The organism is Leifsonia sp. C5G2 (assembly GCF_013359685.1).
Taxonomy (GTDB): domain Bacteria; phylum Actinomycetota; class Actinomycetes; order Actinomycetales; family Microbacteriaceae; genus Leifsonia.
Window position 1 is genome coordinate 102,939 of sequence record NZ_JABFMV010000002.1, and the last position, 24,719, is coordinate 127,657.

Annotated in this window: 23 protein-coding genes and 1 tRNA gene; 14 read left to right on the forward strand and 10 right to left on the reverse strand. The window is 70.9% G+C overall.

Annotated features, from left to right (window positions below; all coding sequences use genetic code 11):
* Positions 1–90 precede the first annotated feature (90 nt).
* Positions 91–1,797, forward strand: a complete 1,707-nt coding sequence (locus HNO83_RS03275) for a bifunctional 3'-5' exonuclease/DNA polymerase (RefSeq protein WP_175336096.1) — start codon at positions 91–93, stop codon at positions 1,795–1,797.
* A 67-nt stretch (positions 1,798–1,864) separates the two neighbouring features.
* Positions 1,865–2,704 (forward strand): DUF1684 domain-containing protein, encoded by an 840-nt coding sequence (locus tag HNO83_RS03280; protein ID WP_175336097.1) that lies wholly within the window; start codon positions 1,865–1,867, stop codon positions 2,702–2,704.
* 13 nt (positions 2,705–2,717) lie between these two features.
* Here HNO83_RS03280 and HNO83_RS03285 read toward each other — a convergent pair whose 3' ends face one another.
* Positions 2,718–3,299, reverse strand: a complete 582-nt coding sequence (locus tag HNO83_RS03285) for a PadR family transcriptional regulator (protein ID WP_175336098.1) — start codon at positions 3,297–3,299, stop codon at positions 2,718–2,720.
* A gap of 186 nt (positions 3,300–3,485) precedes the next feature.
* On the opposite strand from HNO83_RS03285, the gene HNO83_RS03290 reads away from it, so the two are divergent.
* Positions 3,486–3,989 carry a DUF3145 domain-containing protein gene (locus HNO83_RS03290; protein ID WP_175336099.1) on the forward strand — a complete coding sequence of 168 codons (504 nt, stop codon included), beginning with the start codon at positions 3,486–3,488 and terminating at the stop codon, positions 3,987–3,989.
* Between the two features lie 142 nt (positions 3,990–4,131).
* On the opposite strand, the gene HNO83_RS03295 is transcribed toward HNO83_RS03290, so the two are convergent.
* From HNO83_RS03295 to aceE, 6 genes are all read right to left on the reverse strand, one after another.
* Positions 4,132–5,367: a beta-ketoacyl-[acyl-carrier-protein] synthase family protein gene (locus HNO83_RS03295; RefSeq protein ID WP_175336100.1), complete on the reverse strand. Its 1,236-nt coding sequence runs from the start codon at positions 5,365–5,367 to the stop codon at positions 4,132–4,134.
* Positions 5,368–5,472: 105 nt separating this feature from the next.
* The gene (locus tag HNO83_RS03300) at positions 5,473–5,724 is read right to left on the reverse strand and encodes an acyl carrier protein (protein ID WP_021765217.1); all 252 of its coding nucleotides are present in this window, start codon (positions 5,722–5,724) and stop codon (positions 5,473–5,475) included.
* A gap of 45 nt (positions 5,725–5,769) precedes the next feature.
* Positions 5,770–6,774: a beta-ketoacyl-ACP synthase III gene (locus HNO83_RS03305; RefSeq protein WP_175336101.1), complete on the reverse strand. Its 1,005-nt coding sequence runs from the start codon at positions 6,772–6,774 to the stop codon at positions 5,770–5,772.
* A 21-nt stretch (positions 6,775–6,795) separates the two neighbouring features.
* The gene (locus HNO83_RS03310) at positions 6,796–7,716 is read right to left on the reverse strand and encodes an ACP S-malonyltransferase (protein WP_175336102.1); all 921 of its coding nucleotides are present in this window, start codon (positions 7,714–7,716) and stop codon (positions 6,796–6,798) included.
* Positions 7,717–7,801: 85 nt separating this feature from the next.
* Complete coding sequence (locus HNO83_RS03315) at positions 7,802–9,001, reverse strand: PucR family transcriptional regulator (RefSeq protein WP_175336103.1); 1,200 nt, start codon at positions 8,999–9,001, stop codon at positions 7,802–7,804.
* A 23-nt stretch (positions 9,002–9,024) separates the two neighbouring features.
* Positions 9,025–11,751, reverse strand: a complete 2,727-nt coding sequence (aceE, locus tag HNO83_RS03320) for a pyruvate dehydrogenase (acetyl-transferring), homodimeric type (protein ID WP_175336104.1) — start codon at positions 11,749–11,751, stop codon at positions 9,025–9,027.
* Between the two features lie 156 nt (positions 11,752–11,907).
* Between aceE and HNO83_RS03325 the strand changes: the two genes are divergently transcribed.
* On the forward strand, positions 11,908–12,378 hold the full coding sequence (locus tag HNO83_RS03325) for a peroxiredoxin (protein WP_175336105.1): 471 nt from the start codon (positions 11,908–11,910) through the stop codon (positions 12,376–12,378).
* A gap of 28 nt (positions 12,379–12,406) precedes the next feature.
* Positions 12,407–12,479 (forward strand) — tRNA-Val (locus tag HNO83_RS03330).
* A 99-nt stretch (positions 12,480–12,578) separates the two neighbouring features.
* Here HNO83_RS03330 and HNO83_RS03335 read toward each other — a convergent pair.
* On the reverse strand, positions 12,579–13,169 hold the full coding sequence (locus HNO83_RS03335) for a TetR/AcrR family transcriptional regulator (RefSeq protein WP_349627063.1): 591 nt from the start codon (positions 13,167–13,169) through the stop codon (positions 12,579–12,581).
* A 128-nt stretch (positions 13,170–13,297) separates the two neighbouring features.
* On the opposite strand from HNO83_RS03335, the gene HNO83_RS03340 reads away from it, so the two are divergent.
* From HNO83_RS03340 to HNO83_RS03365, 6 genes are all read left to right on the forward strand, one after another.
* Positions 13,298–14,617, forward strand: coding sequence for an MFS transporter (locus HNO83_RS03340; RefSeq protein WP_175336107.1), 1,320 nt, complete (start codon positions 13,298–13,300; stop codon positions 14,615–14,617).
* A gap of 34 nt (positions 14,618–14,651) precedes the next feature.
* Positions 14,652–16,928, forward strand: coding sequence for a glycoside hydrolase family 3 C-terminal domain-containing protein (locus tag HNO83_RS03345; protein ID WP_175336108.1), 2,277 nt, complete (start codon positions 14,652–14,654; stop codon positions 16,926–16,928).
* Positions 16,929–17,027: 99 nt separating this feature from the next.
* Positions 17,028–17,780, forward strand: a complete 753-nt coding sequence (locus HNO83_RS03350; protein ID WP_175336109.1) for a phosphatidylethanolamine N-methyltransferase family domain-containing protein — start codon at positions 17,028–17,030, stop codon at positions 17,778–17,780.
* Positions 17,781–17,909: 129 nt separating this feature from the next.
* A complete protein-coding gene (locus tag HNO83_RS03355; protein WP_175336110.1) occupies positions 17,910–18,977 on the forward strand; it encodes a zinc-ribbon domain-containing protein in 1,068 nt (355 codons plus the stop codon).
* Between the two features lie 103 nt (positions 18,978–19,080).
* Complete coding sequence (locus HNO83_RS03360) at positions 19,081–19,509, forward strand: VOC family protein (RefSeq protein ID WP_175336111.1); 429 nt, start codon at positions 19,081–19,083, stop codon at positions 19,507–19,509.
* Positions 19,510–19,521: 12 nt separating this feature from the next.
* Positions 19,522–20,028: a universal stress protein gene (locus tag HNO83_RS03365; protein ID WP_175336112.1), complete on the forward strand. Its 507-nt coding sequence runs from the start codon at positions 19,522–19,524 to the stop codon at positions 20,026–20,028.
* 16 nt (positions 20,029–20,044) lie between these two features.
* Here HNO83_RS03365 and HNO83_RS03370 read toward each other — a convergent pair whose 3' ends face one another.
* A complete protein-coding gene (locus tag HNO83_RS03370; RefSeq protein ID WP_249776474.1) occupies positions 20,045–20,269 on the reverse strand; it encodes a hypothetical protein in 225 nt (74 codons plus the stop codon).
* Between the two features lie 140 nt (positions 20,270–20,409).
* On the opposite strand from HNO83_RS03370, the gene HNO83_RS03375 reads away from it, so the two are divergent.
* Positions 20,410–21,270, forward strand: coding sequence for a class II glutamine amidotransferase (locus HNO83_RS03375; protein ID WP_175336113.1), 861 nt, complete (start codon positions 20,410–20,412; stop codon positions 21,268–21,270).
* An 86-nt stretch (positions 21,271–21,356) separates the two neighbouring features.
* Here the strand turns inward: HNO83_RS03375 and HNO83_RS03380 are convergent, their stop codons facing one another.
* The gene (locus HNO83_RS03380; protein ID WP_175336114.1) at positions 21,357–21,845 is read right to left on the reverse strand and encodes an FBP domain-containing protein; all 489 of its coding nucleotides are present in this window, start codon (positions 21,843–21,845) and stop codon (positions 21,357–21,359) included.
* 323 nt (positions 21,846–22,168) lie between these two features.
* Between HNO83_RS03380 and HNO83_RS03385 the strand changes: the two genes are divergently transcribed.
* Together HNO83_RS03385 and HNO83_RS03390 are read left to right on the forward strand one after the other, a co-directional pair.
* A complete protein-coding gene (locus tag HNO83_RS03385; RefSeq protein ID WP_175336115.1) occupies positions 22,169–24,073 on the forward strand; it encodes a sensor domain-containing diguanylate cyclase in 1,905 nt (634 codons plus the stop codon).
* Between the two features lie 159 nt (positions 24,074–24,232).
* On the forward strand, positions 24,233–24,595 hold the full coding sequence (locus tag HNO83_RS03390) for a YciI family protein (protein ID WP_175336116.1): 363 nt from the start codon (positions 24,233–24,235) through the stop codon (positions 24,593–24,595).
* Positions 24,596–24,719: the final 124 nt, after the last annotated feature.

Consider the following 24,719-nt stretch of genomic DNA (forward strand, 5'->3'; position numbering starts at 1 on the left):
TCGGCATTCGTCGTTCCGTGAATTATCCTCATTGCCTGGTCGTGCCGCAAGCGGCGCGCCGGTGTCGGCGGCCGCGTCGAGAATGGGAGGGTGCACATCCTCCTCGAACGCTCCGGCCGCGACATGGTCCGGGCGACGTGGGTGCCGGTCGCGGCCGGGACGAGCGGGGAATCGGACGGCGCGCGGTCGGAGGAGCTGCGCGCCGACGCCCTCGCCGCGTTCGTGCGCGAGTGCGAGGCCCGGGAGGAGCGGCCGCGCTGGGTGTGGGACGATACGCGCGCCTGGTACCCGGCGCTGCTGGCCGCGGGGGTCCGCGTCGAGCGCTGCGTCGACCTGCGGCTCTGCCACGCCATCCTGCGCGGATCGACGCTCACCGCGGCCACGCCGCTCGCGACCGCCCCGGCAGGGGAGTGGGATGCGGTGGCCGAGCCGGAGGCCGAGGCCGCCCCTGCGCACACGGCGTTGTTCGAACTCGACGCGCCCGAGCCGCAGCCTGCGGGCGGCCGGCGTTCGGTTCCGGACGAGTTCGCCGCACAGGAGGCCGCGGTCGCGGCGAGCACCGACCCGCGCCGTCTGCGGCTGTTGCTGGCCGCGGAGTCCGCCGGTGCGCTGATCGGCGTCGAGCTGCAGCACGCGGGACTCCCGTACCGCGCCGACCGGCACGACGAGCTGCTCACCGAGCTGCTCGGCCCGCGCCCCGCCTACGGACGCCCGGCGGTGCTCGAGGCGCTCGTGCACGACATCCGGGAACGGCTGGATTCGCCCGACCTCAATCCGGACAGCCCGCCCGACCTGCTGCGCGCCCTCCAGCGCGCCGGCGTGATGGCCACCTCCACGCGCTCCTGGGAGCTGCGGCAGCTGCAGCATCCCGTGATCGACCCGCTGCTGCGGTACAAGAAGCTGTCGCGGCTGCTCACCGCGAACGGCTGGACCTGGCTCGACGCGTGGGTGCGCGACGGACGGTTCCGGCCCGACTACGTTCCGGGCGGAGTCGTGACCGGCCGCTGGGCCACCCGCGGCGGGGGCGCGCTGCAGCTGCCCAAGCAGGTGCGCGGCGCCGTCGTCGCCGACCCGGGCTGGAAGCTGGTCGTGGCCGATGCGGCCCAGCTGGAACCGCGCATCCTCACCGGGCTCGCCGGCGACCAGGCGATGGCGGCCGCCGGGCGCGGAAAAGACCTCTACGAGGGCATCGTCGCCTCGGGGGCCGTTGAGGAGCGGGCGCAGGCGAAGGTCGCCATGCTCGGCGCGATGTACGGTGCGACGACGGGGGAGAGCGGCCGGCTGATGCCCCGGCTGAGCCGGGCGTTCCCGCGCGCGGTGCGGCTGGTGGAGGAGGCGGCGCGGGCCGGGGAGCGCGGCGAGAAGGTGACGTCGCGGCTCGGGCGGAGCTCGCCTCGGCCCGGCGGCAGCTGGGCGGCGACCCAGGCGGCGGCCGCAGGGCCCGAATCCACCGAGGCCGACGAGCGCCGGGCACGATCGCAGGCGCGGGACTGGGGCCGGTTCACCCGCAACTTCGTGGTGCAGGCGAGCGCGGCCGAGTGGGCACTGTGCTGGATGGCCGAGCTGCGCAACCGGCTGACCGCCCTGGCCCCGGGGGAGCCGCTCACGGCTTCGCCCCACCTGGTGTACTTCCTGCACGACGAGGTCATCGTCCACACGCCGGAGGCCCTGGCAGACGAGGTCGCGTCAGCCGTCCGAGCTTCGGCCGAGCAGGCCGGCCGGCTGCTGTTCGGGGTGTTCCCGGTCGAGTTCCCGGTCACGGCGGTCGTCGCCGACAGCTACGCGGAGGCGAAATGAGCCCGAGCACGGAATGCCCGAGTGTCGGAGTTGGTTGCGACCTACGACCTGACCGAGGATGGAGACCATGACCGACACCACCGCGACCGACCCGAACGCCGTCCTCGCCCGCTACCGCGCCCGCCGCGAGCAGGCCGTGACCGCTCCGCAGGGCAACCTGGCCCTCGTCAACACGCAGTGGATCACCGGCGAACCGGACAGCGAGCAGCCGGTCTGGGGCGTCCCCGGCCTGTGGTCTCCGCTGCCGAAGGGCGAGTCGGGGCTGCGCGTGACCGCGACGGCGACCGACAACATCTTCGTCGACGAGGTGCTGGTCGACGGCAGCGCGATCGTGCGCGGCAAGGACGACCCGAACCCGGGCACGATCAGGTTCAGCGACACGCAGACCGGATTCGTCATCGCCAGCGAGGCGGGCGACTACGCGCTCCGGGTGTGGGACGCGAACTCCGAGGACATCCAGAACTTCGGCTCCATCGACGCGTTCCCGTTCAACCCCGAGTGGATCATCCAAGCCGCCTTCACGCCGATCGAAGGCGGTAAGACGGTCGGCTTCGAGCACCTCAAGGACGACGGCGCGACGCGCGACATGGTCATCCCGGGTGAGATCACCTTCACCAAGGACGGCGTCGACTACAACCTGGCCGCGTTCAAGGCCGGCCGCGCCCTCCAGCTCGTGTTCGCGGACACCACCAACGGCGACAGCACCTACTCGGTCGGGCGCTTCCTGTTCGTCGTCCCCAACGAGGACGGCACGGTGACCCTCGACTTCAACCTCGCGGTGCTGCCGCCGTGCGCCTTCAGCTACAACTTCAACTGCCCGCTGCCGCCGGCGCAGAACCGCTTCGCGGTGCCGATCGAGGCGGGCGAGAAGAACGTCCTCGACAAGCAGGGCGAGCTGCTGCACTGACCGAAGGGGCGGATCAGGCCTCCGCGGACGCCGCCGACTCCGCCGCGGGGCGGCGGCCGCGGCGCGGGCGCTCGGGGGAGCGCGGCTGCACCAGGGCGTCGGGGTGGGTGCGCAGCGCGGCGACCACCTCGTCCAGCCACTCAATGGCCGCTTTCGCCCCCAGTTCGGCCGCGCGGTTGGCGGCGAGCAGGGCCCGCGAGTCCGCCTCGTGGGTCAGGTAGCGGATGCGCTCGGCGTACGCGGCGCGGTAACCGTCCGCGATCGCGAGGGCAGCACCGCCGTCGAGGGAGGCGGCGATGAGCACCTGGTCCTGCATCTCGTCCCAGTCGGGCCGGCCGTCGGCAGGGCCGGCGGAGAGCCAGGCGGCCGCTGCCTCGCGGCCGGCCGGCGTGAGCTCGTAGAGCGGGAGGCCGTCGTCCGTCGCGCCCGCCGAGGCGACCAGGCCCTGGTCCATCATCCGGTCGAGGGTGGAGTAGACCTGGCCGGGATTGAGCTGCCGGCGGTGCGCCGCGCGGCACAGGAACTCGCTCTGCAACTGCGAGCCGTAGGCGGGACCCTGCGTGAGCAGCGCCAGGAAACCGTTCTGGACCGACATACTCGGTATGCTATTCCGCGCACGCTAAGCCACGCGACCGAATCGCCGAATCACAATCTTGTAACTCCCCGCGATTCTCGGGCATAATCAACTCAACGCGCGTGAGCGCCGCCAATTTCATACGCCGAAGCACTCCATCCCGTTCCTGGTCGTAGGGGAAGACGCACCAACGAACGGAGGAGAACCATGTCGGCACACGCAGCTCGAGGGGTGCTCTACGTGCACTCCTCTCCCAGCGCGCTCTGCCCCCACATCGAGTGGGCGGCGGGTCGCGCTCTCGGCCGCGCTGTCAACTTCACCTGGGAGAGGCAGCCGGTCCTCAAGGGTGCCCAGCGCACCGAGTTCTTCTGGGACGGCCCCGCCGGCACCGGCGCGCGCCTCGCGTCGGCCCTCCGTGGCTGGGAGCACCTCCGCTACGAGGTGACGGAGGACGCGGGCCACGGGACCGACGGCGGCCGCTGGATGCACACCCCCGACCTCGGCATCTTCTTCGCCCAGGTCGACACCGCCGGCAACATGGTGGTCCCGGAGGACCGCATCCGGTACGCCATGGAGATCGCCGGCGCCAACGCGCTCGAGCTGCACCGCGAGCTGCGGCTGGCGCTCGGGCAGGCCTGGGACGACGAGCTGGAGCCGTTCCGCCACGCCCACGACGACACCTCCGTCATCTGGCTGCACAACGTCGGCTGACGCCGTGCTTCCCGCGGCGGGCCCGGCAGATGCCGCCCGCACGCGGTGACACGCAGAAGGCCCCGGTCACTCGACCGGGGCCTTTTGCTGTCCCACGGAACGTGTGCGGCCGCGCGAGCAGGCGCAGACGTTCCGTACGGGGTCAGTAGCTGCGGAACGCGGCGACGGCGTTGTGCCCGCCGAAGCCGAAGGAGTTGCTGATCGCCAGCTGCGGGCCGTCGCCGAGCGGCTGGGCCTCGCCCTTCACCTGCAGCGGGATGGCCGGGTCCATCTCGGTGATGTTGATCGTCGGCGGCGCCTGGCGGTCGCGGATCGCGAAGATGGTGAACACGGCCTCCAGTGCTCCCGTGCCACCGAGCAGGTGGCCGGTCGACGCCTTGGTGGCCGACACCGGGATGGTGTGCACCCGGTCGCCGAACACCTCGCGCAGCGCGACGTACTCCGACGGGTCTCCGACCGGCGTGCTCGTCGCGTGGGCGTTGATGTGGGTGACGTCGTCGGCCGACGCGCCCGCACGCTCCAGAGCGATGTGCACGGCGCGGCTGGCGCCGCGGCCCTCCGGGTCGTTGGCGGTGATGTGGTACGAGTCGGCGGTGACGCCGCCGCCGGCGAGCTCCGCGTAGATGCGGGCGCCGCGGGCGAGCGCGTGCTCCTCGGTCTCGAGCACCAGGCTGGCCGCGCCCTCGCCCATGACGAAGCCGTCGCGGTCGACGCTGTAGGGACGCGAGGCGTGCGCGGGGTCGTCGTTGCGGCGCGACAGCGCCTGCATCGACGAGAACGAGGCGACGGTGATCGGGTGGATCGCCGACTCGGTCCCGCCCGCGATCACGACGTCGGCGAGGCCCGCCTGCAGGTGCTCGTACGCGTTGACGAGGGACTCGGTGCTCGACGCGCACGCGGAGGCGACGGTGCGCGCGAACGCCCGCGCCTCGAAGTGCATCGACACGGCCGCAGAGGCCGCGTTCGGCATGAGCATCGGAACGGTCATCGGCAGCACGCGGCGGGGTCCGCGCTCGCGCAGGGTGTCCCAGGCGTCGAGCAGCGTCCAGACGCCGCCGATGCCGGTGGCGTAGTCGACGCCGAGGCGCTCGGGGGCGACGTCGGGACGGCCCGCGTCCTCCCACGCCTCCATGGCGGAGATCAGCGCGAACTGGCTGGACGGGTCGAGGCGCTTGGCGACGGGGCGCTCCAGCACCTCCTCCGGACGCACCTTCGCCTCGGCGGCGAAGGTCACCGGCAGCTCGTACTGCTTCACCCAGTCGTGCTCGAGCGTGCGCGCGCCGGAGACGCCGGCGAGCAGCGCGGTCCAGCTCTCAGGGGCGGTGCCACCGAGAGGCGACGACGCGCCCACGCCGGTGACGACGATCTTCTTGGTCATAACGGCAACTCTCTGTGTGTCGAGAAGCGGAAGTCACAGCGCTTCCGCACGCGCGGGCGGCGCCACAACGTGCGCCGCCCGCGCGGAAGAAATCGGCCTGAGGCCTTACGCGTCCTGCGCCTTGACGATGAACTCGACCGCGTCTCCGACGGTCTTGAGGTTCTTGACCTCCTCGTCCGGGATCTTGACGTCGAACTTGTCCTCGGCGTTGACCACGATGGTCATCATCGAGATGGAGTCGATGTCGAGGTCGTCGGTGAACGACTTGTCCAGCTCAACCGTGTCGGTCGCGATGCCGGTCTCGTCGTTGATGAGCTCGGCCAGGCCGGCAAGAACTTCTTCGGTGGACAATGCCATGGTTTTCTCTCCTTGAGGGGGGTGTCGTTGTGACCGGGAAACAGTCTAGGGCAGCACGACGACCTGGGCGCCGAAGACCAGACCAGCGCCGAAGCCGATCTGCAGCGCCAGTCCGCCGCTCAGCTCCGGGTGTTCCTGGAGCAGTCGGTGGGTCGCGAGGGGGATCGAGGCGGCGGACGTGTTGCCCGTCGTCTCGATGTCGCGGGCGATCGCCACGGTGTCCGGCAGCTTGAGCTGCTTGGCGAACTCGTCGACGATGCGCATGTTGGCCTGGTGCGGGATGAACGCGGCCAGCTGGTCCGGGGCGACCCCGGCCTCGTCGAGCGCGCGCTTCGCGACCTTCGCCATCTCCCAGACGGCCCAGCGGAAGACCGTCTGGCCCTCCTGGCGCAAGGTCGGCCAGGACTTCTCGCCGTCGCGGAACTGCGTGAGCGTTCCGTCCATCCCGACCGCGTCGGCTTTGGAGCCGTCGGAGCCCCAGACGGTCTTCGAGATGCCGGGGTACTCGCTCGGGCCGATGACGACAGCTCCCGCGCCGTCGCCGAGGAGGAACGAGATGGTGCGGTCGGTCGGGTCGACGACGTCCGACAGCTTCTCGGCTCCGACGACGAGCGCGTAGTGGGCGACGCCGGTGCGGATGAGCGCGTCGGCCTGGGCGATGCCGTAGGTGTAGCCGGCGCAGGCGGCGTTCATGTCGTACGCGGCGGCCGGGTTGGAGCCGACGCGGTCGGCGAGCACAGCGGCGAGCGACGGCGTCTGCTGCACGTTGGAGATGGTGGCGACGATGACCGCGTCGATGAGGGACGGGTCGACGCCCGACTTCGCGATGGCCTCCTTCGAGGCCTCGGTGGCGAGGTCGAGCGCGAGGATGTCGTGGCTGGCGCGCGTGCGCGTCACGATGCCGGTGCGCTGACGGATCCACTCGTCGGAGGAGTTGATCGGACCGACCAGGTCGTCGTTGGGCACCACGAGGTCGCCGCGCGCGGCCCCGATGGACAGGATGCGCGTGTACTGCGGGCCGTGCGACTGCTGCAGGGTGGGGTGGGTCATCGTCGGGAGCTCCTTGCGGCCTTACGCGGCCTGGTCGATGAGGTCGAAGGCGGCGGGCAGGTCGTCCGGGGTCTTGATGGCGACGGTCGGGACGCCCTTGAGTCCGCGCTTGGCGAGTCCGACGAGGGCGCCGGCCGGTGCGACCTCGATGAGGCCGGTCACGCCGGCCGCCTCGAACGTCTTCATGTCGAGATCCCAGCGCACCGGCGAGGAGACCTGGCCGACGAGCAGGCGCAGGAATTCGGCGCCGTCGGTGACCTCGGAGCCGTCCTTGTTCGTCCAGAGCCGCAGCGTCGGGTCGTTCGTGCCCAGCGTCGCGGCGAACGCCTCGAGCGCGGGGACCGCCGGAGCCATGTAGCGCGTGTGGAAGGCGCCGGCGACCTGCAGCGGGATGACGCGGGCGCGGGCCGGCGGGTTCTCCGTGAGCCGGGCCAGCGCGTCCAAAGCTCCTGCGACGACGATCTGACCGCCGCCGTTGTAGTTGGCGGGGGAGAGGCCCAGCTCGTCGAGGCGGGCCAGCAGCTCCGTCTCGTCGGCGCCGATGACCGCGCTCATGCCGGTCTGCACCTCGGCGGCCGCGCGGGCCATCGCCGCGCCGCGCTCGCGCACGAACGCGACCGCGTCGGTCTCGCTCAGCACGCCGGCGCCGGCCGCGGCGGTCAGCTCGCCGACGGAGTGCCCGGCGATGCCGCCGACGCGCTCACGGCGCCCGTCGGCGAACAGGGCGGACAGCGTCAGCAGCCCGGCGGAGACGATCAGCGGCTGGGCCACGGCGGTGTCGCGGATGGTGTCCGCGTCGCTCACGGTGCCGTGCGCGACCAGGTCGATGCCGACGGCGTCGGAGATGCCGGTCAGCTGATCGCGGAACGAGGACTCGGAGAGCCAGGGGTCCAGGAAGCCGGGGGTCTGGGATCCCTGACCCGGGCACACGATGACGATCACGGTTTCCAGTCTGCCAATCTTCCGCGGAGCGGATGTGTCGGATGGATACGAAGTATTCGAGGAATGCTTGTGGTTGTCTACAAGGTCATGCGCCGCGGCGCGGCTGATCCGGCTCGTTGATCGAACCGACGATGAGCGCCGCCTGCAAGATGAGGGCCTCCCGGGCTCCCGTCGCGTCCCAGCCGATCACCTCGGAGACGCGCTTGAGCCGGTACCGCACCGTGTTCGGGTGCACGAAGAGCTCGCGGGCGGTGGCCTCCAGGGAGCGGCCGTTGTCGAGGTAGCACCAGAGCGTGGTCAGCAGCTCGGAGGAGTACCCCTGCAGCGGCCGGTAGATACGGCTGATCAGCGTCGCGCGGGCCAGCCCGTCGCCCGCGAGTGCGCGCTCCGGCAGCAGGTCGTCGGCGTGCACCGGGCGCGGGCAGTTGCGCCACGCCTTGGCCACCGCGAAGCCTGCCAGCGCCGCCTTCGCGCTCTTGGACGCGTCCACCAGGCTCGGGACCTCGTGGCCGAGCACGAGGTGCCCGGCGCCGAAGCCGGGCTCCAGCTGCTGGGCGATCTCCAGGAAGGACACGGCGGGTGTCGCCCCGATCGCGTCCTCCGGGGTGCTGTCGCTGGGCCACGCGCGGCCGATGACGAGGACCAGGCGGCTGCCCTGCACCCCGATCAGCACGTCCGCCGACATGTGCCGGGCCGTGCGGCGCAGCTGGTCGACGTCGAGCATCTTCGGGGCGGTGCCGACCAGGACGCTGACCTCGCCGTGCCCGTGCCAGCCGAGCGCAGCGATGCGGCTGGGCAGCTCGTCGTCGTACTCGCCCGTCAGGATGCTGTCGACGACCAGGGCCTCCAGGCGCGCGTCCCACAGCCCGCGGGCCTCGGCGGCGCGCGCGTACACGTCGGCCGCCGCGAACGCGATCTCGCGCGAGTACAGCAGGATCGCCTCCCGCAGGTCCTCGCCGCCCGCGCTCTTCACGCGCTCCTCGACCACCTCGACGGTGATCTTGATGAGCTGGAGGGTCTGCTGCAGGCTCACGCTGCGCAGCAGCTCGCGTGGGGCCGCGCCGAACACGTCCGCGGCGATCCACGGCGTCGACCGCGGGTCGTCGTACCAGGAGATGAACGACGAGATGCCCGCCTGGGCCACCAGGCCGACGGCGCTGCGCCGGCCCGGTGGCATGTCGCGGTACCAGGGGAGGGTGTCCTCGAGCCGCTTGAGCGTGGTCGTGGCCAACTCGCCCGAGATCTTGCGCAGCCACGCGAGCGTCTCGGGCTTCGTCCTCTCCACGGAGCTCTTAGCCACGGGGGTCGTTACGCCTCGCCGCCCGCCGAGCCGGTGGTGCCGGCGTTGACGTCGTGCAGCAGGTACTTCTCGATCGCCCACGCCGGAGCGTTCGGGTCCACCTGGCCGCGGGCCGCGAGCAGCTCGAGGGTGCGGACCACGATCGACGGGCCGTCGATCTTGAAGAACCGGCGCGCCGCCGGGCGGGTGTCGGAGAAGCCGAAGCCGTCGGCGCCGAGCGTGGCGTACTCGCCGGGCACGAACTGCCGGATCTGGTCCGGGACGGCGTGCTCGTAGTCGCTGACGGCGACGAACGGGCCCTGGGCGTCCTGCAGCTTGCGGGTCACGTACGGGACCTGCTTCTCCTGCTGCGGGTAGAGGAAGTTGTGCTCCTCCGCCTTCAGGCCGTCGCGGCGCAGCTCGCCCCACGAGGTGACGCTCCACACATCGGCCGACACGCCCCAGTCCTGCGCGAGCAGGTGCTGGGCCTCGAGCGCCCACGGCACCGAGACGCCGGAGGCGAGCAGCTGGGCCTTGGGGCCCTGCTCCTGGCCGCCGTGGAGCAGGTGGATGCCGCGGACGATGCCGTCCACATCCACGCCCTCCGGCTCTGCCGGCTGCACGATCGGCTCGTTGTACACCGTGAGGTAGTACATGACGTTCGGGTCCGGGTGGTTGCCGCCGTACATCCGCTCCAGGCCGGCGCGCACGATGTGGCCGATCTCGTAGCCGTACGCCGGGTCGTACGAGACGACCGCGGGGTTGGTGGAGGCGAGCAGCGGGGAGTGGCCGTCGGCGTGCTGCAGGCCCTCACCGGTCAGCGTGGTGCGGCCGGCGGTGGCGCCGATGAGGAAGCCGCGCGCCATCTGGTCGCCCGCCGCCCACAGGGCGTCGCCCGTGCGCTGGAAGCCGAACATCGAGTAGAAGACGTAGACCGGGATGAGCGGCTCGCCCTGCGTCGAGTACGAGGTGCCGACGTTCGTGAACGCGGCGACCGCGCCGGCCTCGTTGATGCCGACGTGGATGATCTGGCCCTGCGGGCTCTCCTTGTAGGCCAGGAGCAGCTCGCGGTCGACCGACGTGTAGTGCTGGCCGTTCGGGTTGTAGATCTTCGCGTTCGGGAAGAACGCGTCCATGCCGAAGGTGCGCGCCTCGTCCGGGATGATCGGGACGATGCGGTGGCCGAAGTCCTTCGAGCGGAGCAGGTCCTTCAGCAGGCGGACGAACGCCATCGTGGTGGCGATCTCCTGCGTGCCGGAGCCCTTCTTCGAGATCGCGTACGCCGAGTCCTCCGGGAGGTTCAGCTGCGTGTACTTCGCGCGGCGCTCCGGCACGTAGCCGCCGAGGTCGCGACGGCGCTCGTGCAGGTACTGGATGGTCGCATCCTCTGCACCCGGGTTGTAGTACGGCGGGAGGTACGGGTTCTCCTCGAGCTGCGCGTCCGACACCGGGATGCGCATGGCGTCGCGGAACGCCTTCAGGTTGTCGAGGGTCATCTTCTTCATCTGGTGGGTCGCGTTGCGGCCCTCGAACGACGGGCCGAGCCCGTAGCCCTTGATGGTCTTGGCGATGATGACGGTCGGCTGGCCCTTGTGCTCGGCGGCCGCCTTGAAGGCCGCGTAGACCTTGCGGTAGTCGTGGCCGCCGCGCTTCAGGCCCCACACCTGGTCGTCGGTGTAGTCCTTGACGAGCTCCAGCGTGCGCGGGTCGCGGCCGAAGAAGTTCTCGCGCACGTAGGCGCCATTCTCGGTCTTGTAGGTCTGGTAGTCGCCGTCGGGCGTCTGGTTCATCAGGTTGACCAGGGCGCCGTCCGTGTCGCGGGAGAGCAGGTCGTCCCACTCCCGGCCCCAGATCACCTTGATGACGTTCCAGCCGGCGCCGCGGAAGTAGCTCTCCAGTTCCTGGATGATCTTGCCGTTGCCGCGCACCGGGCCGTCGAGGCGCTGCAGGTTCGCGTTGATGACGAAGGTCAGGTTGTCGAGCTTCTCGTTCGCCGCGACCTGGAGCTGGCCGCGCGACTCCACCTCGTCCATCTCGCCGTCGCCCAGGAACGCCCAGACGTGCTGGTCGGAGGCGTCCTTGATGCCACGGTTGGTCAGGTACTTGTTGAGCTGCGCCTGGTAGATCGCGTTGATCGGGCCGAGACCCATCGACACCGTCGGGAACTGCCAGAACTCGGGCATGAGCCGCGGGTGCGGGTAGCTGGACAGGCCGCCGCCGGCGTGCGACTTCTCCTGGCGGAAGCCGTCGAGCTGGTCGGCGCTGAGCCGGCCCTCGAGGAACGCGCGGGCGTAGACGCCGGGGGAGGCGTGGCCCTGGAAGAAGACCTGGTCTCCGCCGCCCGGGTGGTCCTGGCCGCGGAAGAAGTGGTTGAAGCCGACCTCGAAGAGGGTCGCGCTGGAGGCGTAGCTCGACAGGTGCCCGCCGACGGCGATGCCGGGGCGCTGCGCGCGGTGCACCATGACGGCGGCGTTCCACCGGATCCACGCGCGGTAGCGGCGCTCGATCTCCTCGTCGCCGGGGAACTCGGCTTCGTCCTCGGCGGAGATGGTGTTGATGTAGTCCGTCGTCGGCACCATCGGGACGCCCAGGTGCAGCTCGGAGGAGCGCTTCAGCAGGCTGAGCATGATCTCGCGAGCGCGCTCATGGCCATGGGCCGCAACCAGTTGGTCGAGGGATTCGCGCCATTCGGCGGTCTCCTCCGGGTCCGAATCGATGTTGTTCACCGAGTACGGGTCCTGGTCGTTTACAGTCACCCTCGACCTCTTTCTTGTGTCGGATGGATCGTGGACATGCCCATGCGCTGTCGGTTCTCGACAAGTGCGGACACCATCCTTCAGCCTAGCCGCACTCCGTGGCCAGTGTTGACCGTCGCTTGGTGGTCGGCGCGCGCCGGTCTATGCTGTCTGCTCGTGGCTCTCGAGAACGACACCCAGGCTCCCGACTTCGAGCTCTCCAACCAGTACGGGGAGAGCGTGCGGCTGAGCGACTTCCGCGGACGCAAGGCGGTGGCGCTCGTCTTCTTCCCCTTGGCGTTCTCCGGCACCTGCACCGGGGAGCTGTGCGCGCTGCGCGACAACCTGGCTCTGTTCGAGGACCACCGTGTCGAGCTGCTGGGGATCTCGGTCGACTCCAAGTACACGCTGCGCGCGTGGGCGGAGCAGGAGGACTACTCGTTCTCGCTGCTCGCCGACTTCTGGCCGCACGGCGAGATCGCCAAGGAGTACGGCGTCTTCCTGCCCGAGAAGGGTTTCGCGAACCGCGCCACCTTCCTCGTCGACGAGCGCGGCATCATCCGCCAGTCGTTCATCACCGCCCCCGGCGAGGCGCGCTCGATCGACGCGTACCGCGCCGCGCTCGACCGACTGCCCGCCCACGTCTGAGCGGGTCCAGTAGGCTGGTCGCGATCCCGGGCCTTTAGCTCAGCTGGTAGAGCGCCACGTTTACACCGTGGATGTCGTCGGTTCGATCCCGGCAGGGCCCACCGTTTCTGCACGCGGTCGTCGGTTCGATGCAGTGCCGCGTGCCAGGGCCCACCGTTTCTGCATCTATGTGACGCAACACGCCGTGAGCGCGACCGTCGTCACGGCGTGTCGCGTCCACTCGATTGCGCAGCGGGCGCCGCGAGCAGGTCGAAGACGGCGTCGACGGTGGCGGCCATGTCGACGGTCGGGTCCTGGAGCCACTGCAGTTGGAGGCCGTCGGCGACCGCCTGGATGACGCGCGCGATCGTCTCCGCGTCGACCGCGTCGCTGATGCCGCCCTCCTCCTGGCGGCGGGCGATCGCCTCGGCGACCGTGCCGCGGAGGGCGGCACTCCGCTCGACGAAGTAGTCGTGGGCGGGATGCTCCGGATCGCCCGCCTCGACGGCCAGCCGGGAGAACAGCTGCACGAGCCCGGGGACCTCGGCGTTGTGGCGCACGATGCCGACGAAGCCCTCGCGCATGCGATCCAGCGAGGGCTTCTGGTCGAGGTCGCCGAAGCGGCGCGAGTCGACCTCGTCGCGCTTCCGGAGGATGGCGGTGAACAGCTCGTCCTTGCTGTCGAAGTAGTGCAGGAGGCCGGCCTGCGAGAGCCCGACCGCCTCGGCCAGCTCCTTCACCGACGCGCCGCGGTAGCCCTCGCGCGCGATTACCTCGAGGGCGCTCTCCAGGATCTCGTCGCGCTTGGCCACGCCTTTCGCGTATGCGCCTCTGCTTGCCATGCACCGAGGATAAACCGAGCGGCGCTTGATTTCTGAAAACCGAGTGACGTAAGGTTTTGCCACCATCCACGGTGGATGGCGAGAGGACCCCCACGACGATGACGTCAGACACCTCCATCCCGGCCGCGGACTCCGCCGCCGGACAGCCCGCCCCCATCACCACCAACACCTTCGTCGGCACCGCAGCCGGCAACGACGATCCGCCCGCACCGATCAAAGGCCTTCGCCGTCTGATGGTGTGGATCATCCCCGCCAACCTCGGCATCTACCTGATCTGGGGAGCGCTCCCCGGGATCCTGCTCCCGCAGCAGATCACGCTGCTCTTCGGAGAGCAGGACAAGGTCGCGAACCTCACCATCGTCGCCACCATCGGCGCGTTCGCCGCCATGGTGGCGCAGCCGATCGCCGGACAGGTCTCCGACCGCACGCGGTCCCGCTTCGGCAGGAGGGCGCCGTGGATCGTGATCGGCGCTCTCGCCGGCGGCCTCTCCCTCGTCGGGCTGGCCTTTGCCAACACGCTCGTCGGTGTGATCGTCGCCTGGACGCTGGTCCAGATCTGCTTCAACTTCGCTCAGGGGCCGCTGACCGCTGTGATGCCGGACCGCGTGCCATTGAAGCGCCGCGGCACCTTCGCGGCCCTATCGGGGATCGGGCTGATGGTCGGCGCGCTGGGCGGGTCGATCGTCGGGTCGCTGTTCTTCCACAGCATCGCGGTCGGCTACGTCTTCTTCGCCGTCTTCTCCGTGGCGGTGCTCACCCTCTTCGTGCTCGCCAACCCGGACTACTCGAGCCGACGGATGCAGCGGGAACCGTTCACGTTCCTCGACTTCGTGAAGACCTTCTGGGTCAACCCGCTTCGCCACCCCGACTTCTTCTGGGCCTTCACCGGACGTCTGCTGCTCTACACGGGGTACTTCGCCGTGACGGGCTTCCAGCTCTTTCTGCTCACCGACTACTTCCGCATCGCCCATCCGGAGCAGCTCATCCCGATCCTCGGGCTGCTCAGCCTCGTCGGCATCATCGTGTCGACCGTGATCGCCGGGCCGCTTTCGGATCGGGTCGGACGCCGTAAGCGGTTCGTGTTCGCCTCGGCGATCGTCGTCAGCCTCGGCTTCCTTCTGCCCTGGCTGTGGCAGGACGTCACCGCATGGATCGTCATGACGATCATCGCCGGCTTCGGGTTCGGGATGTTCCAGGCGGTGGATACCGCGCTCATGAGCGAGGTGCTTCCGTCCGCGAAGTCCTTCGCGAAGGATCTCGGCGTCGTGAACATCGCCGCCACCCTCCCGCAGACCCTGGCCCCGGGAATCGCGGGCGCCATCGTCCTCGCCTTCGGCTACGCCGCGCTCTTCCCGATCGCGATCGTGCTCGGCATCCTGGGGGCACTCGCCGTCTGGCCGATCAAGGCGACCCGCTGATCTTGCCCTCCACCGCACCACTCGAAAGGAAACCATGACCGACACCACCACGACGACGCCGGACCTCTCCGGCCTCACCGTCGAGCAGAAGGCCGCGCTGACCAGCGGCGAGAGCTTCTGGCGCACGAAGGCGGTGGGCGACGTCCCGTCCGTCATGCTCACGGACGGACCGCACGGCCTGCGCAAGCAGCGCGAGGGCGGCGACCACCTGGGGATCGGCGACAGTGTGCCGGCGACCTGCTTCCCGCCCGCGGTGGCGCTCGGCTCCTCGTGGGATGTGGAGCTCGTCGAGCGCGTCGGCACCGCGCTCGGGGTCGAGTCGTCCATCGAGGACGTCGCCGTCATCCTCGGCCCCGGCATCAACATCAAGCGCTCTCCGCTGTGCGGGCGCAACTTCGAGTACCTCAGCGAGGACCCGATCGTCTCCGGCGTGCTCGGCGCGGCGCTGGTGCGCGGCATCCAGTCGCAGGGTGTGGGAGCCTCGCTCAAGCACTTCGCGGCGAACAACCAGGAGGACGACCGGATGCGGTCCTCATCCGACGTCGACCCGAGGCCGCTGCGCGAGATCTACCTGCGCGGTTTCCAGCGCGTGGTCGAAGACGCCCAGCCGAAGACCGTCATGTGCTCGTACAACCGCATCAACGGCGTCTACGCGTCCGAGAACCGCTGGCTGCTCACCGACGTGCTGCGCGGCGAGTGGGGCTTCGAGGGGCTGGTCGTCTCCGACTGGGGCGCGGTGAACGACCGGGTCGCGGCGCTCCACGCCGGGCTCGACCTGGAGATGCCCGGCAACGGCGGGCAGAGCGACAGGTCGCTGGTCGCGGCGGTCGCCGACGGATCCCTCGACGAGGACGAGCTCGACGTGTCGGCCGTCCGGGTCGCCCGCCTCGCCGCCGGATGGGCGCAGGCGCACCGGGTCGAGGGCCCGCTGGATGTGGAGGCGCACCACGCGCTGGCGCGGGAGGCGGCCTCCCGCTCCATCGTGCTGCTGAAGAACGACGAGGTCGACGGCGCTCCGCTGCTCCCGCTGCGCGACGACCATTCGCTCGCGGTGATCGGCGCGTTCGCCGAGAAGCCGCGCTATCAGGGCGCCGGGTCGTCGATGATCCACCCGACCCGCCTGGACGACGCGCTCACCGCGATCCGTGCGATCGCTCCGCAGGCGGCGTACGCGCCCGGCTTCTCGGTCGCGGCCGACGCCGATCCGGCGGAGACGGAGCGCCTGCGGCTGGAGGCCGTCGCGGCCGCCGCGGCGGCGGAGGTCGCGGTCGTGTTCGCCGGGCTGCCCGCCCGGCTCGAGTCGGAGGGCTACGACCGCGACGACATCGAGCTCCCGACCGATCAGCTCGCGCTGGTGGAGGCGGTCGTCGCCGCCAACCCGCGCACGGTCGTGGTGCTCTCCAACGGCGGGGTCGTGCGGCTGCCGTTCGCTGGGGCCGTCCCGGCGATCGTGGAGGGCTGGCTGCTCGGCCAGGCGGGCGGGACCGCGACCGCCGACGTGCTCTTCGGCGCGGTGAACCCGTCGGGCAAGCTCACCGAGACCGTGCCGCTGCGCATCGAGGACACCCCGGCGTTCCTCAACTTCCCCGGCGAGGAGGGGCACGTCCGGTACGGCGAGGGCATCTTCGTCGGGTACCGCTGGTACGACGCGCGGCAACTGGAGGTGGCGTACCCGTTCGGCCACGGGCTCTCGTACACGAGCTTCGGGTACGGGGATGCGACGGCTGCGGTCACGGCGGAGGGCGACATTCGGGTCGGGGTCACCGTGACCAACACGGGCGACCGGGCCGGGCGCGAGGTCGTGCAGGCGTACACGTCGCTGCCGGGGTCCGGCGTGCAGCGTGCGCCGCGCGAGCTGAAGGGCTTCGCCTCGGTGGAGCTGGCGCCGGGCGAGTCGCGCGAGGTCACGGTGACGATCCGCCGGGAGGACCTGGCGTACTGGCACGTGCGCGCCGGGCGCTGGGTGGTCGAGGGCGGCGACTACGTCGTCGAGGTCGGCGCGTCGAGCCGCGACGTCCGCGCGACGGCGATCGTCTCGATCGCAGGCGACGAGGTGCTGCTGCCGCTCACGCGGGAGTCGTCGCTCGGCGAAGTGCTCGCGCATCCGGTCGCGGGTCGCCTGGTGCAGCAGGCCCTCGCCGGGATGTCCGAGATGATGGAGGGCGCTGCGTCGATCATGCCGGAGGGCGTGTCGATGGAGCGGATGATGGCGTCGTTCCCCATCGGCCGGATCGGCATGATGGCCGGTGGACAGGTCACCGACGAGATGATCGACGGCCTGCTCGCTGCGGCAAACGCGCCCCGCGGCTGACCGCATCCCCGCATCCCACATCCCGCATCCATTGGTCACGACACGCCGTCGCCGTACGCGACGCGACGGCGTGTCGTGACCACTCGCTAGCCTGGCGGCATGCCCCAGGGACCGTACCGCTGGTTCGTGTACGCCGAGCTGCTGCTCGCAGCGGTGACGTTCGTCGCCCTGCTCTTCGTCGTCGCGCCGTACGGCGGCCGGCACGGGCGCTCCGGCTGGGGGCCGACCGTCCCCGCGCGGGTCGGCTGGGTGGTGATGGAGGCGCCGGCCGCTCTGCTCTTCCTCGGGTTCTATCTGCTCGGCTCGCACCGCTTCGAGCCGGTGCCGCTGCTCTTCCTCGCGCTCTGGCTGGCGCACTACGTGTACCGCGCGTTCGTGTACCCGTTCCTCATGCGGTCGGGATCCCGGATGCCGGTGCTGGTGATGCTCCTCGCGATCGGGTTCAACACGCTGAACGCCTGGGTGAACGCGCGGTGGGTGTCCGAGTACGGGACGTATCCCGTCGCCTGGCTCGCCGACCCGCGGTTCTGGATCGGGCTGCTGCTGTTCGCGGGGGGTCTGACGCTCAACGCGCGCTCGGACCGGACGCTGCGCCGGCTCCGCGCGGACGGCGGCGGATACCGCGTGCCGCACGGCGGCGGGTTCCGCTACGTCTCCAGCCCCAACTACCTGGGCGAGATCGTGGAGTGGACGGGCTGGGCCGTCGCCACCTGGTCGCTCGCCGGCGCCTCCTTCGCGCTGTACACGATCGCGAACCTCGCCCCGCGCGCGGTGGCGAACCACCGCTGGTACCGCGAGAACTTCCCGGACTACCCGCGCGGGCGCCGCGCACTGCTGCCGTTCGTGCTCTGAGCATCGGTGGGTCGCAACACGCCGTACACGCCGGCGCGCGACGGCGTGTTGCGTCCCATGGATGGCGGGCGCATGTCGGCGGTGCGGGTTACGCTGCCGCCGACGGCGAGAGACGGGAAGGGACGGGCGGTGCCGGAGAACGTGGAGCAGTGGTGGGCGCGCCGCCAGTGGTCGAAGGGCGCCGCTGTGCCGTACCCGATCGGCCGCTACCGCACCGACTGGGAGCGGTACCCGGTGCTCGTCCGGCAGTACCATCCCGACCTCAACCACGGGATCACGCTGACGCAGGTTCCGCCGGCGGCCGACGTCTACCTGGTGTGGGAGTGCGACTCCGGCCACCGGTTCGTGGCGACGCCCGAGGAGCAGCGCTCGCGCCCGGGCGGCACGCGGCGACGGTCGGCGTGGTGCCCGCGCTGCGCGGAGGAGGCAGCTCCCCGTCCGGTGCGCACGCCGGTGCCGGAGGCGGGCGTCCACCTCTGCGGGCACGCCCGCGACCCGCGCCGCATCGAAGCCGACCCGGACGACGACCGCTGTTATCTGTGCCGCCGGCTCGACCGCGAGTCGCTCACCCGTGAGCAGCTCGTCACCCTCGCGGCGCCCGGTTCGCGCGTCGCGGTCTCGGCCGAGAACGGCACGACGGCGACGCACACCTGGCAGTGCGACGCGGGGCACCCGAGCTACCGCGCGAGCATCGAGCGCATCCTGGGCGGCCGGAGGTGCCCGATCTGCCGCCACGCCCGGGCCGGCGCCGACGCGGTCGCGGTGGGGGAGGCGTTCGTCAGCCGCTGGGCCCCGGTGCCGGCCTCGGCCGCCGAGCCGGCGCTGAAGAAGCGTCTCGCCGACCGGCTCGACATCGACCTGGGGATGAACGCCGTGCGGGTGGCGAAGCCGTTCCACTCGCACCTGGAGGTCTGGCCCGACATCCTGCTGCCCGAGCTCACGGTCGCGATCGAGTACGACACCACCGGCCGCCACGGGCTGGAGCACGTCGGGCCGCGCGAGGAGTCCGACCGGCGGAAGGACCGTCTGCTGCGCGCCGTCGGCTGGGAGGTCGTCCGGGTGCGCTGCGGGAAGCTGCAGCCGATCGGGCCCTATGACGTACCGGGAGGGTCGATCGGCGACGCGCTGGTGGAGCGCATCCTGGCGCGGCTGGGGGAGATCCGCGGCGATCTGTTCGTCGCCGCGTACCTGCGCTGAGCATGCCGGCATTTCCACGCGCGAAGGCTCTGGCCCCGCGGCGTCGGCCCTCGCTACGCTGGGCGGCGAACCGGCAGTAACACGCTCTCACGAGGAGGAAGCCATGCCGTCCATCCTGAACCCCTACCTCAACTTCCGCGGCACCGCGCGCGAGGCCATGGACTTCTACCAGTCCGTGTTCGGCGGTGAGGTGCAGCGCAGCACCTTCGCCGACTACCAGATGGCGCAAGACCCCGCCGACAACGACCTCGTCATGCACTCGCAGCTCACGTCGCCCGGCGGCTTCACGCTCATGGCCGCAGACGTGCCCGCGCACATGGAGTTCAACCCGGGCTCCGCCGTCTCCATCTCGCTGAGCGGCGACGACGAGGCCGAGCTCACCGGGTACTGGCAGAAGCTCGTCGAGCGCGGAACGGTGATCGAGCCGCTCTCGAAGGCGCCGTGGGGCGACAGCTTCGGCATGGCGATCGACCGCTTCGGAGTGCAGTGGCTGGTCAACATCGCGGGCAGCCCCCAGGCGCAGGGCCAGTAGGGCGGCCACGGGATGGCCGCAGGGGCCGGCCCGGTGGTCGTCGGCATCCACCGCGGGCAGGCGCGTGCCGTGCTCGACGAGGCCGCGCGGCTCGCGACCGAGCTAGGGCGTCCGCTGCTGTGCGGCTACGTCGCAGAAGACAGCTATCTGACCGAGTGGGACCGTCCGGACGACGTGGCGGAGGAGTCGCTCCACCCGACCGAAGTGGGCGCGGGGGAGGGGGATGCGGTCCTCGCGCTCTCCGAGGCCATCACGGCCGCGCTGCACGAGCTCGGGGAGCAGCCGCCGACGTGGACCCTCCGGCTTCTCGCCGGCGACGCCGCCAAAGCGCTCGGCCGTGTCGCGGCCGAGGTCGACGCGCGGCTGATCGTGGTCGGCACGCACCGGCGCGGCTTCTCGAACACGCTGGAGAACTGGCTCGCCGGCTCCGTGGGAGCCCGCCTCACGCACGACCAGCAGTGTCCGGTGGTGGTCGTGCCCGTCACGGCGAAGGAGCGTGCGACCCCCACGCTCGCCTGACCGGCCGCGCGCCCTATCAGCTGCGGAGTTCGCCCAGCGCCGCATCGAAGGAGCGGAAGTAGGTCCGGCGCCCCGGGCGGCCGATCTGCGTGACCTCGAACATCCCGTCCAGCTGAAGCACGAAGCCGACGACCGGCGGTGCGCCCACCTCGGCGACCCGGGCGTCGCTGACCCGCCACTCATGGTCTGAGATCTCCGCCACCTCCAAGCCCTGCCGGAGGAACACCGGGTGCGTCTTCATGGCCCAAGTCAAGTGGACGCGCAGCACCGCGGACAGCCCTTGACACCTCCACGAGATGGGTATGAGCCGTGTATTCCCGCAGGCGGGGGGCCGGGGCTAAGGTCGAGCCGTCCGGCACCGGCCGGGTCGAGGAGGTCGTCATGTGCCGTTGGCTCGCATACTCGGGGGAGCCGCTCCGGCCCGCCGAGCTGATCCTGGACACGCAGCATTCGCTGGTGGCCCAGTCCCTCAACTCGCCGCTCGGCGCGGAGACGGTCAACGGAGACGGCTTCGGCTTCGGCTGGTACCCGACCGACCCGTCGCCGGATGCCGTCCCGGGCGTCTTCCACAGCATCGAGCCGGCCTGGCACAACGAGAACCTGCGGGACCTCACGAACACGATCACGAGCCCGATGTTCCTGGCGCACGTGCGCGCGGCGGCCGGGCCGCCCATCCAGCAGACGAACTGCCACCCGTTCCGCCACCAGAACTGGCTGTTCATGCACAACGGCTTCCTGGAGGGCTTCCACCTGATGCAGCGCGACCTGCGGTTCGCGGTCGATCCCTCGCTCTATCCATCAATCGTCGGGACGACGGACTCGGAGACGCTGTTCTACCTCGCCCTCACGTTCGGCCTGCAGGACGACCCGATCGCGGCTCTCGGCCGGGCGCTGCGCTTCGTGGAGGAGACCGGACAGAAGTACGGTGTCACCGCTCCCGTGCAGGGAACCTACGCGGTCGCCGACGGGAAGACGCTCTGGGCGTTCCGCTACTCCACGTCGCATCACAGCCGCACACTGTTCCACTCGGCCGCGATCCCGGAGCTGCGGGAGATGTTCCCGGACGTCGAGCGCCTCGAGGTGTTCGGAGAGCACGCCAAGGTGGTCGTCTCGGAGCCGCTGAACGACACCCCCGGAGCGTTCATCACGGTTCCCGAGTCGACGGTCGCGGTACTCGACGAGAGCGGGTACCACCACGAACCGTTCCTCGCGGACGCGGAGGCCGTGCTCACGCCGGCCTGACCGCCCGCGCCCGTCGAGTGGCGACATCATGTCGCGACTCGCGTCGAGTGGCGACATGATGTCGCCACTCGACGGAGCCGCACGCGTCAGTCGCCCTCGGCGATCCGGCGCACGAACGTGGTGACGTGCTCGCGCAGTGCGTCGATCCGCTGCTGCCGCGCGGCCTCAACGTCGAACCCGACGTAGGCGGTCGGCGGGCGCTTGCGCACGTTGGCCGAGCACTGGAACTCGGCGCACACCAGCGTCCCGAGCGTGTTGCCGTTGCGGCCGGCCGCCCCGCCGCGCTTGGCGATGAAGAAGACCACCTCGTTGGGAAGGTGCACGTCCTCGCACCAGGAGCACTGCGGCCGCGAGCGCGCGCGCCCGTCCGCCTGGCGCAGGAGCACGCCGACGGGGGCGCCGTCGATCTCGGCGACGACGTAGCCGACCGTCGGCAGCTTGCGGTCGCGCCAGCCGAGGAAATCGATGTCCGACCAGCGCACTTGGGCGAGGTCGGGGAGGGAGAGCTCCTTGCGTTCGCGCTGCGACGCGTTGACGAAGGAGGAACGGATCTGCTGGTCCGTGAGGGGAAGCATGGAGGAACGCCTGTCTGTCGTGATTCTTAGGGTGCCGGACGTCGCACACGGGTCGCAGAAGGACCCGGGACTCCGGGAGGAACCGTCGAGGCCGGAAGGCGCGCGACGGCGATCGCACCCGCTCTCGCGGGGATCGGTGACGAGGGGCAGCGCTATCTCGCGCCGGCGCAGAGCGCGCCGACGACCTCCAGACGCCCGGCGGCCACGAGGGCGGCGGTGGGCTGCGAGACGAGCGGGTTCACCCCTCCAGTGTACGTGCTCGCCGCCGGCCGTCGGGCTCGCGCCCGGCGGTGGACTAGGGTCGAGTGGTGAATGGTGGAACCGTGTCCGATGAATCGGAACGACGCAGGCTCGAGGAATGCGTCAAGGAGCCGATCCGGACACCGGGCCGCATCCAGTCCTTCGGGACGCTGCTCGTCGTCGACGTCGCGACGTACGAGATCGTCACGGCGAGCGACGACGCCTCCCGCTGGCTCGGCCGCTCGGTGTCCGAGCTGGGCAGTCCGACGCTCGAGTGGAGCGTCACCGCCGAGACCCACGGCGACCCGATCCGGATCGACCTCCAGGGCAAGGCCTACGACGCGGTGACGCATCCGCTCGCCGACCGCGTCGTCATCGAGCTCGAACCGACCGACGGCACCCCCGACCTGCCGTCCGCCTCCGTGGTGGGCGCCATCCGCACTCTCGGGCTCGTGGCGAGCGCCGAGGAGCTGCGCCAGGCGGCCGCCGAGGAGGTCAAGCGCATCAGCGGCTTCGACCGCGTGATGGTGTACCGCTTCTTCGAGGACGGGCACGGCGAGGTGGCGGGCGAGGCCTCCGAGCCCGACATGGAGTCGTACCGCGGGCTGCGTTTCCCGGCCTCCGACATCCCGCAGCAGGCCCGGTCGCTGTACCTCACCAAGCTCTCGCGGCAGATCGTGAGCACGGTCGACGAAGGGACGCCGCTGTCGTCGGTCGACGCCGACGCCCCCGCGCTCGACCTGAGCAGCGCCGAGCTGCGCGCCGTGTCGCCGCACCACCTGCAGTTCATGCGCAACATGGGGCAGGCATCCACCGTCTCGTTCTCGCTCATCCACGACGACCGCCTGGTCGGGATGATCACCTGCGCGCACCGCACGGAGCGGCGGATGCCGATCCTGCTCCGCCGGGCGCTGGAGGTTCTCGCCACCCAGCTCACGCTGCAGCTGGCCGCGCTCGAGTCGATCGCGCAACTGCGCCACGACCTGACAATCCGGGAACAGCGGGCCGCCGTGCTGGCGGCCGTCCCGTCGTCCGACGACGCGCTGCTCGCGCTCGTCGACGGAGGCGAGGAACTGTGCCGGCTGGTGGGTGCGGACGGCGCCGTCCTCGCCCTGGACGGTCTGAGCCGCAGCGTCGGCGACGTCCCGACCGCCGAGCGGGATCTGCTCCTGGCGGCAGCGGGCACCGAACCGTTCCAGTCGTCGGAGCTGGAACGGACGCATCCCGCGCTCGCGACGCTCATGCCGGGATTCGCCGGGCTGCTGGTGGTGCCGGTCGGGTCGCACGGCGTCCTGCTGTTCTTCCGGCGCGAGGTCACACAGGTCATCCGCTGGCTCGGCGACCAGACCGCCGCCAACCGCGACACCGCGCTGTCGCCGCGCAACTCCTTCTCCGAGTGGCGGCAGAGCGTCGAGGGGTCGTCGCTGCCCTGGGGCGGGACCGCGGAGGAGGCTCGTGAGCTCGGACGGGAGCTGGCGCGGGCTCTGGACCGCCGTCACGAGGCGCGCCTCGCCCAGCTCGCCCTGGTCGATCACCTCACCGGGCTGCACAACCGCCGCTCGCTGGAGCGCCGGCTCGAGTCCGTGCTGCAGTCGGGCGAGGGCGGTGTGCTGCTGTTCCTCGACCTGGACGGTTTCAAGGCGACCAACGACCGGCACGGGCACGAGACCGGAGACACGGTGCTGCGTGTGATCGCCGACCGTCTGACCGAGGGCAGCCGGGCGACCGATGTGGCTTCGCGTCTCGCGGGCGACGAGTTCGTCGTGCTGAGTCCCGCGACGTCGGCGGAGGATGGCGAGCGCTTCGCCGCGCGGCTGGTCCGCGAGATCGCGGCGCCGATCCGCACGGCCCGCGGGCCGATGACGGTGACGGCCTCCTGCGGCGTGATCGTGATCGACCCGGCGGCGACCGGCAAGCAGTTGCTCGACGCGGCCGACGCCGCGATGTACCGCGCGAAGAACGCCGGCCGCAACCGCGTCTCGCTCTAGCTCTCGCGCCCTCCCTCCGCGACTGCGGCCTCCCGGGACATCCGCGGGTGCGCGACCGGCCGCAAGCGTCACGGGAGGCCGCAGTCGCCTGAGTGTCGATTCCGGCGGGTTCCGTTCGACGTCTGGTCAGGAGATGATCCACGACAGGAGGAGGAACCGATGAGCGGATACGTGATCCTGATCCAGGGCGACGAGCAGCGGTGGCAGCAGCTGAGCGCGGAGGAGCGCGCGGAGATCGACGCGGCCCACCGCGAGTTCTCCCGGCGTGCCGGGGATGCCATCCAGGCGTCGGGTGAGCTGCAGGGGACCGAGACGGCCGTGACGCTGCGCCGCGGGCCGGATGGCGAGCCGCGCGCGGTCGACGGCCCGTTCACCGAGGCGAAGGAGGTCGTCGGCGGCTTCTACGTCATCGACGTGCCGACCAGGGCGGAGGCCGTGGAGCTCGCGTCGCTCCTGGCGGAGGCGCGGCACGACCACAGCGGGGTCCAGGTGCAGCCGCTGGTCGACCACAGCGCGAGCTGAGGCTTCCCGGGATGCCGACCCCTCCGCGTCGGGTTGAGACGTCTTCGCTAGAGGAATTCGTTTCCGCGTCGGTCCGGCATCCCCGGGTGGAACCAACGCTATCCGGCGGAGGGCGGTGTCCTCC

Coding starts and splice junctions, on each gene's coding strand:
- HNO83_RS03280 (WP_175336097.1), top strand. CDS start 1,865: ATGACCGACACCACCGCGACCGACCCGAACGCCGTCCTCGCCCGCTAC.
- HNO83_RS03285 (WP_175336098.1), bottom strand. CDS start 3,299: ATGTCGGTCCAGAACGGTTTCCTGGCGCTGCTCACGCAGGGTCCCGCC.
- HNO83_RS03290 (WP_175336099.1), top strand. CDS start 3,486: ATGTCGGCACACGCAGCTCGAGGGGTGCTCTACGTGCACTCCTCTCCC.
- HNO83_RS03295 (WP_175336100.1), bottom strand. CDS start 5,367: ATGACCAAGAAGATCGTCGTCACCGGCGTGGGCGCGTCGTCGCCTCTC.
- HNO83_RS03300 (WP_021765217.1), bottom strand. CDS start 5,724: ATGGCATTGTCCACCGAAGAAGTTCTTGCCGGCCTGGCCGAGCTCATC.
- HNO83_RS03305 (WP_175336101.1), bottom strand. CDS start 6,774: ATGACCCACCCCACCCTGCAGCAGTCGCACGGCCCGCAGTACACGCGC.
- HNO83_RS03340 (WP_175336107.1), top strand. CDS start 13,298: ATGACGTCAGACACCTCCATCCCGGCCGCGGACTCCGCCGCCGGACAG.
- HNO83_RS03345 (WP_175336108.1), top strand. CDS start 14,652: ATGACCGACACCACCACGACGACGCCGGACCTCTCCGGCCTCACCGTC.
- HNO83_RS03350 (WP_175336109.1), top strand. CDS start 17,028: ATGCCCCAGGGACCGTACCGCTGGTTCGTGTACGCCGAGCTGCTGCTC.
- HNO83_RS03360 (WP_175336111.1), top strand. CDS start 19,081: ATGCCGTCCATCCTGAACCCCTACCTCAACTTCCGCGGCACCGCGCGC.
- HNO83_RS03365 (WP_175336112.1), top strand. CDS start 19,522: ATGGCCGCAGGGGCCGGCCCGGTGGTCGTCGGCATCCACCGCGGGCAG.
- HNO83_RS03370 (WP_249776474.1), bottom strand. CDS start 20,269: ATGAAGACGCACCCGGTGTTCCTCCGGCAGGGCTTGGAGGTGGCGGAG.
- HNO83_RS03375 (WP_175336113.1), top strand. CDS start 20,410: ATGTGCCGTTGGCTCGCATACTCGGGGGAGCCGCTCCGGCCCGCCGAG.
- HNO83_RS03380 (WP_175336114.1), bottom strand. CDS start 21,845: ATGCTTCCCCTCACGGACCAGCAGATCCGTTCCTCCTTCGTCAACGCG.
- HNO83_RS03390 (WP_175336116.1), top strand. CDS start 24,233: ATGAGCGGATACGTGATCCTGATCCAGGGCGACGAGCAGCGGTGGCAG.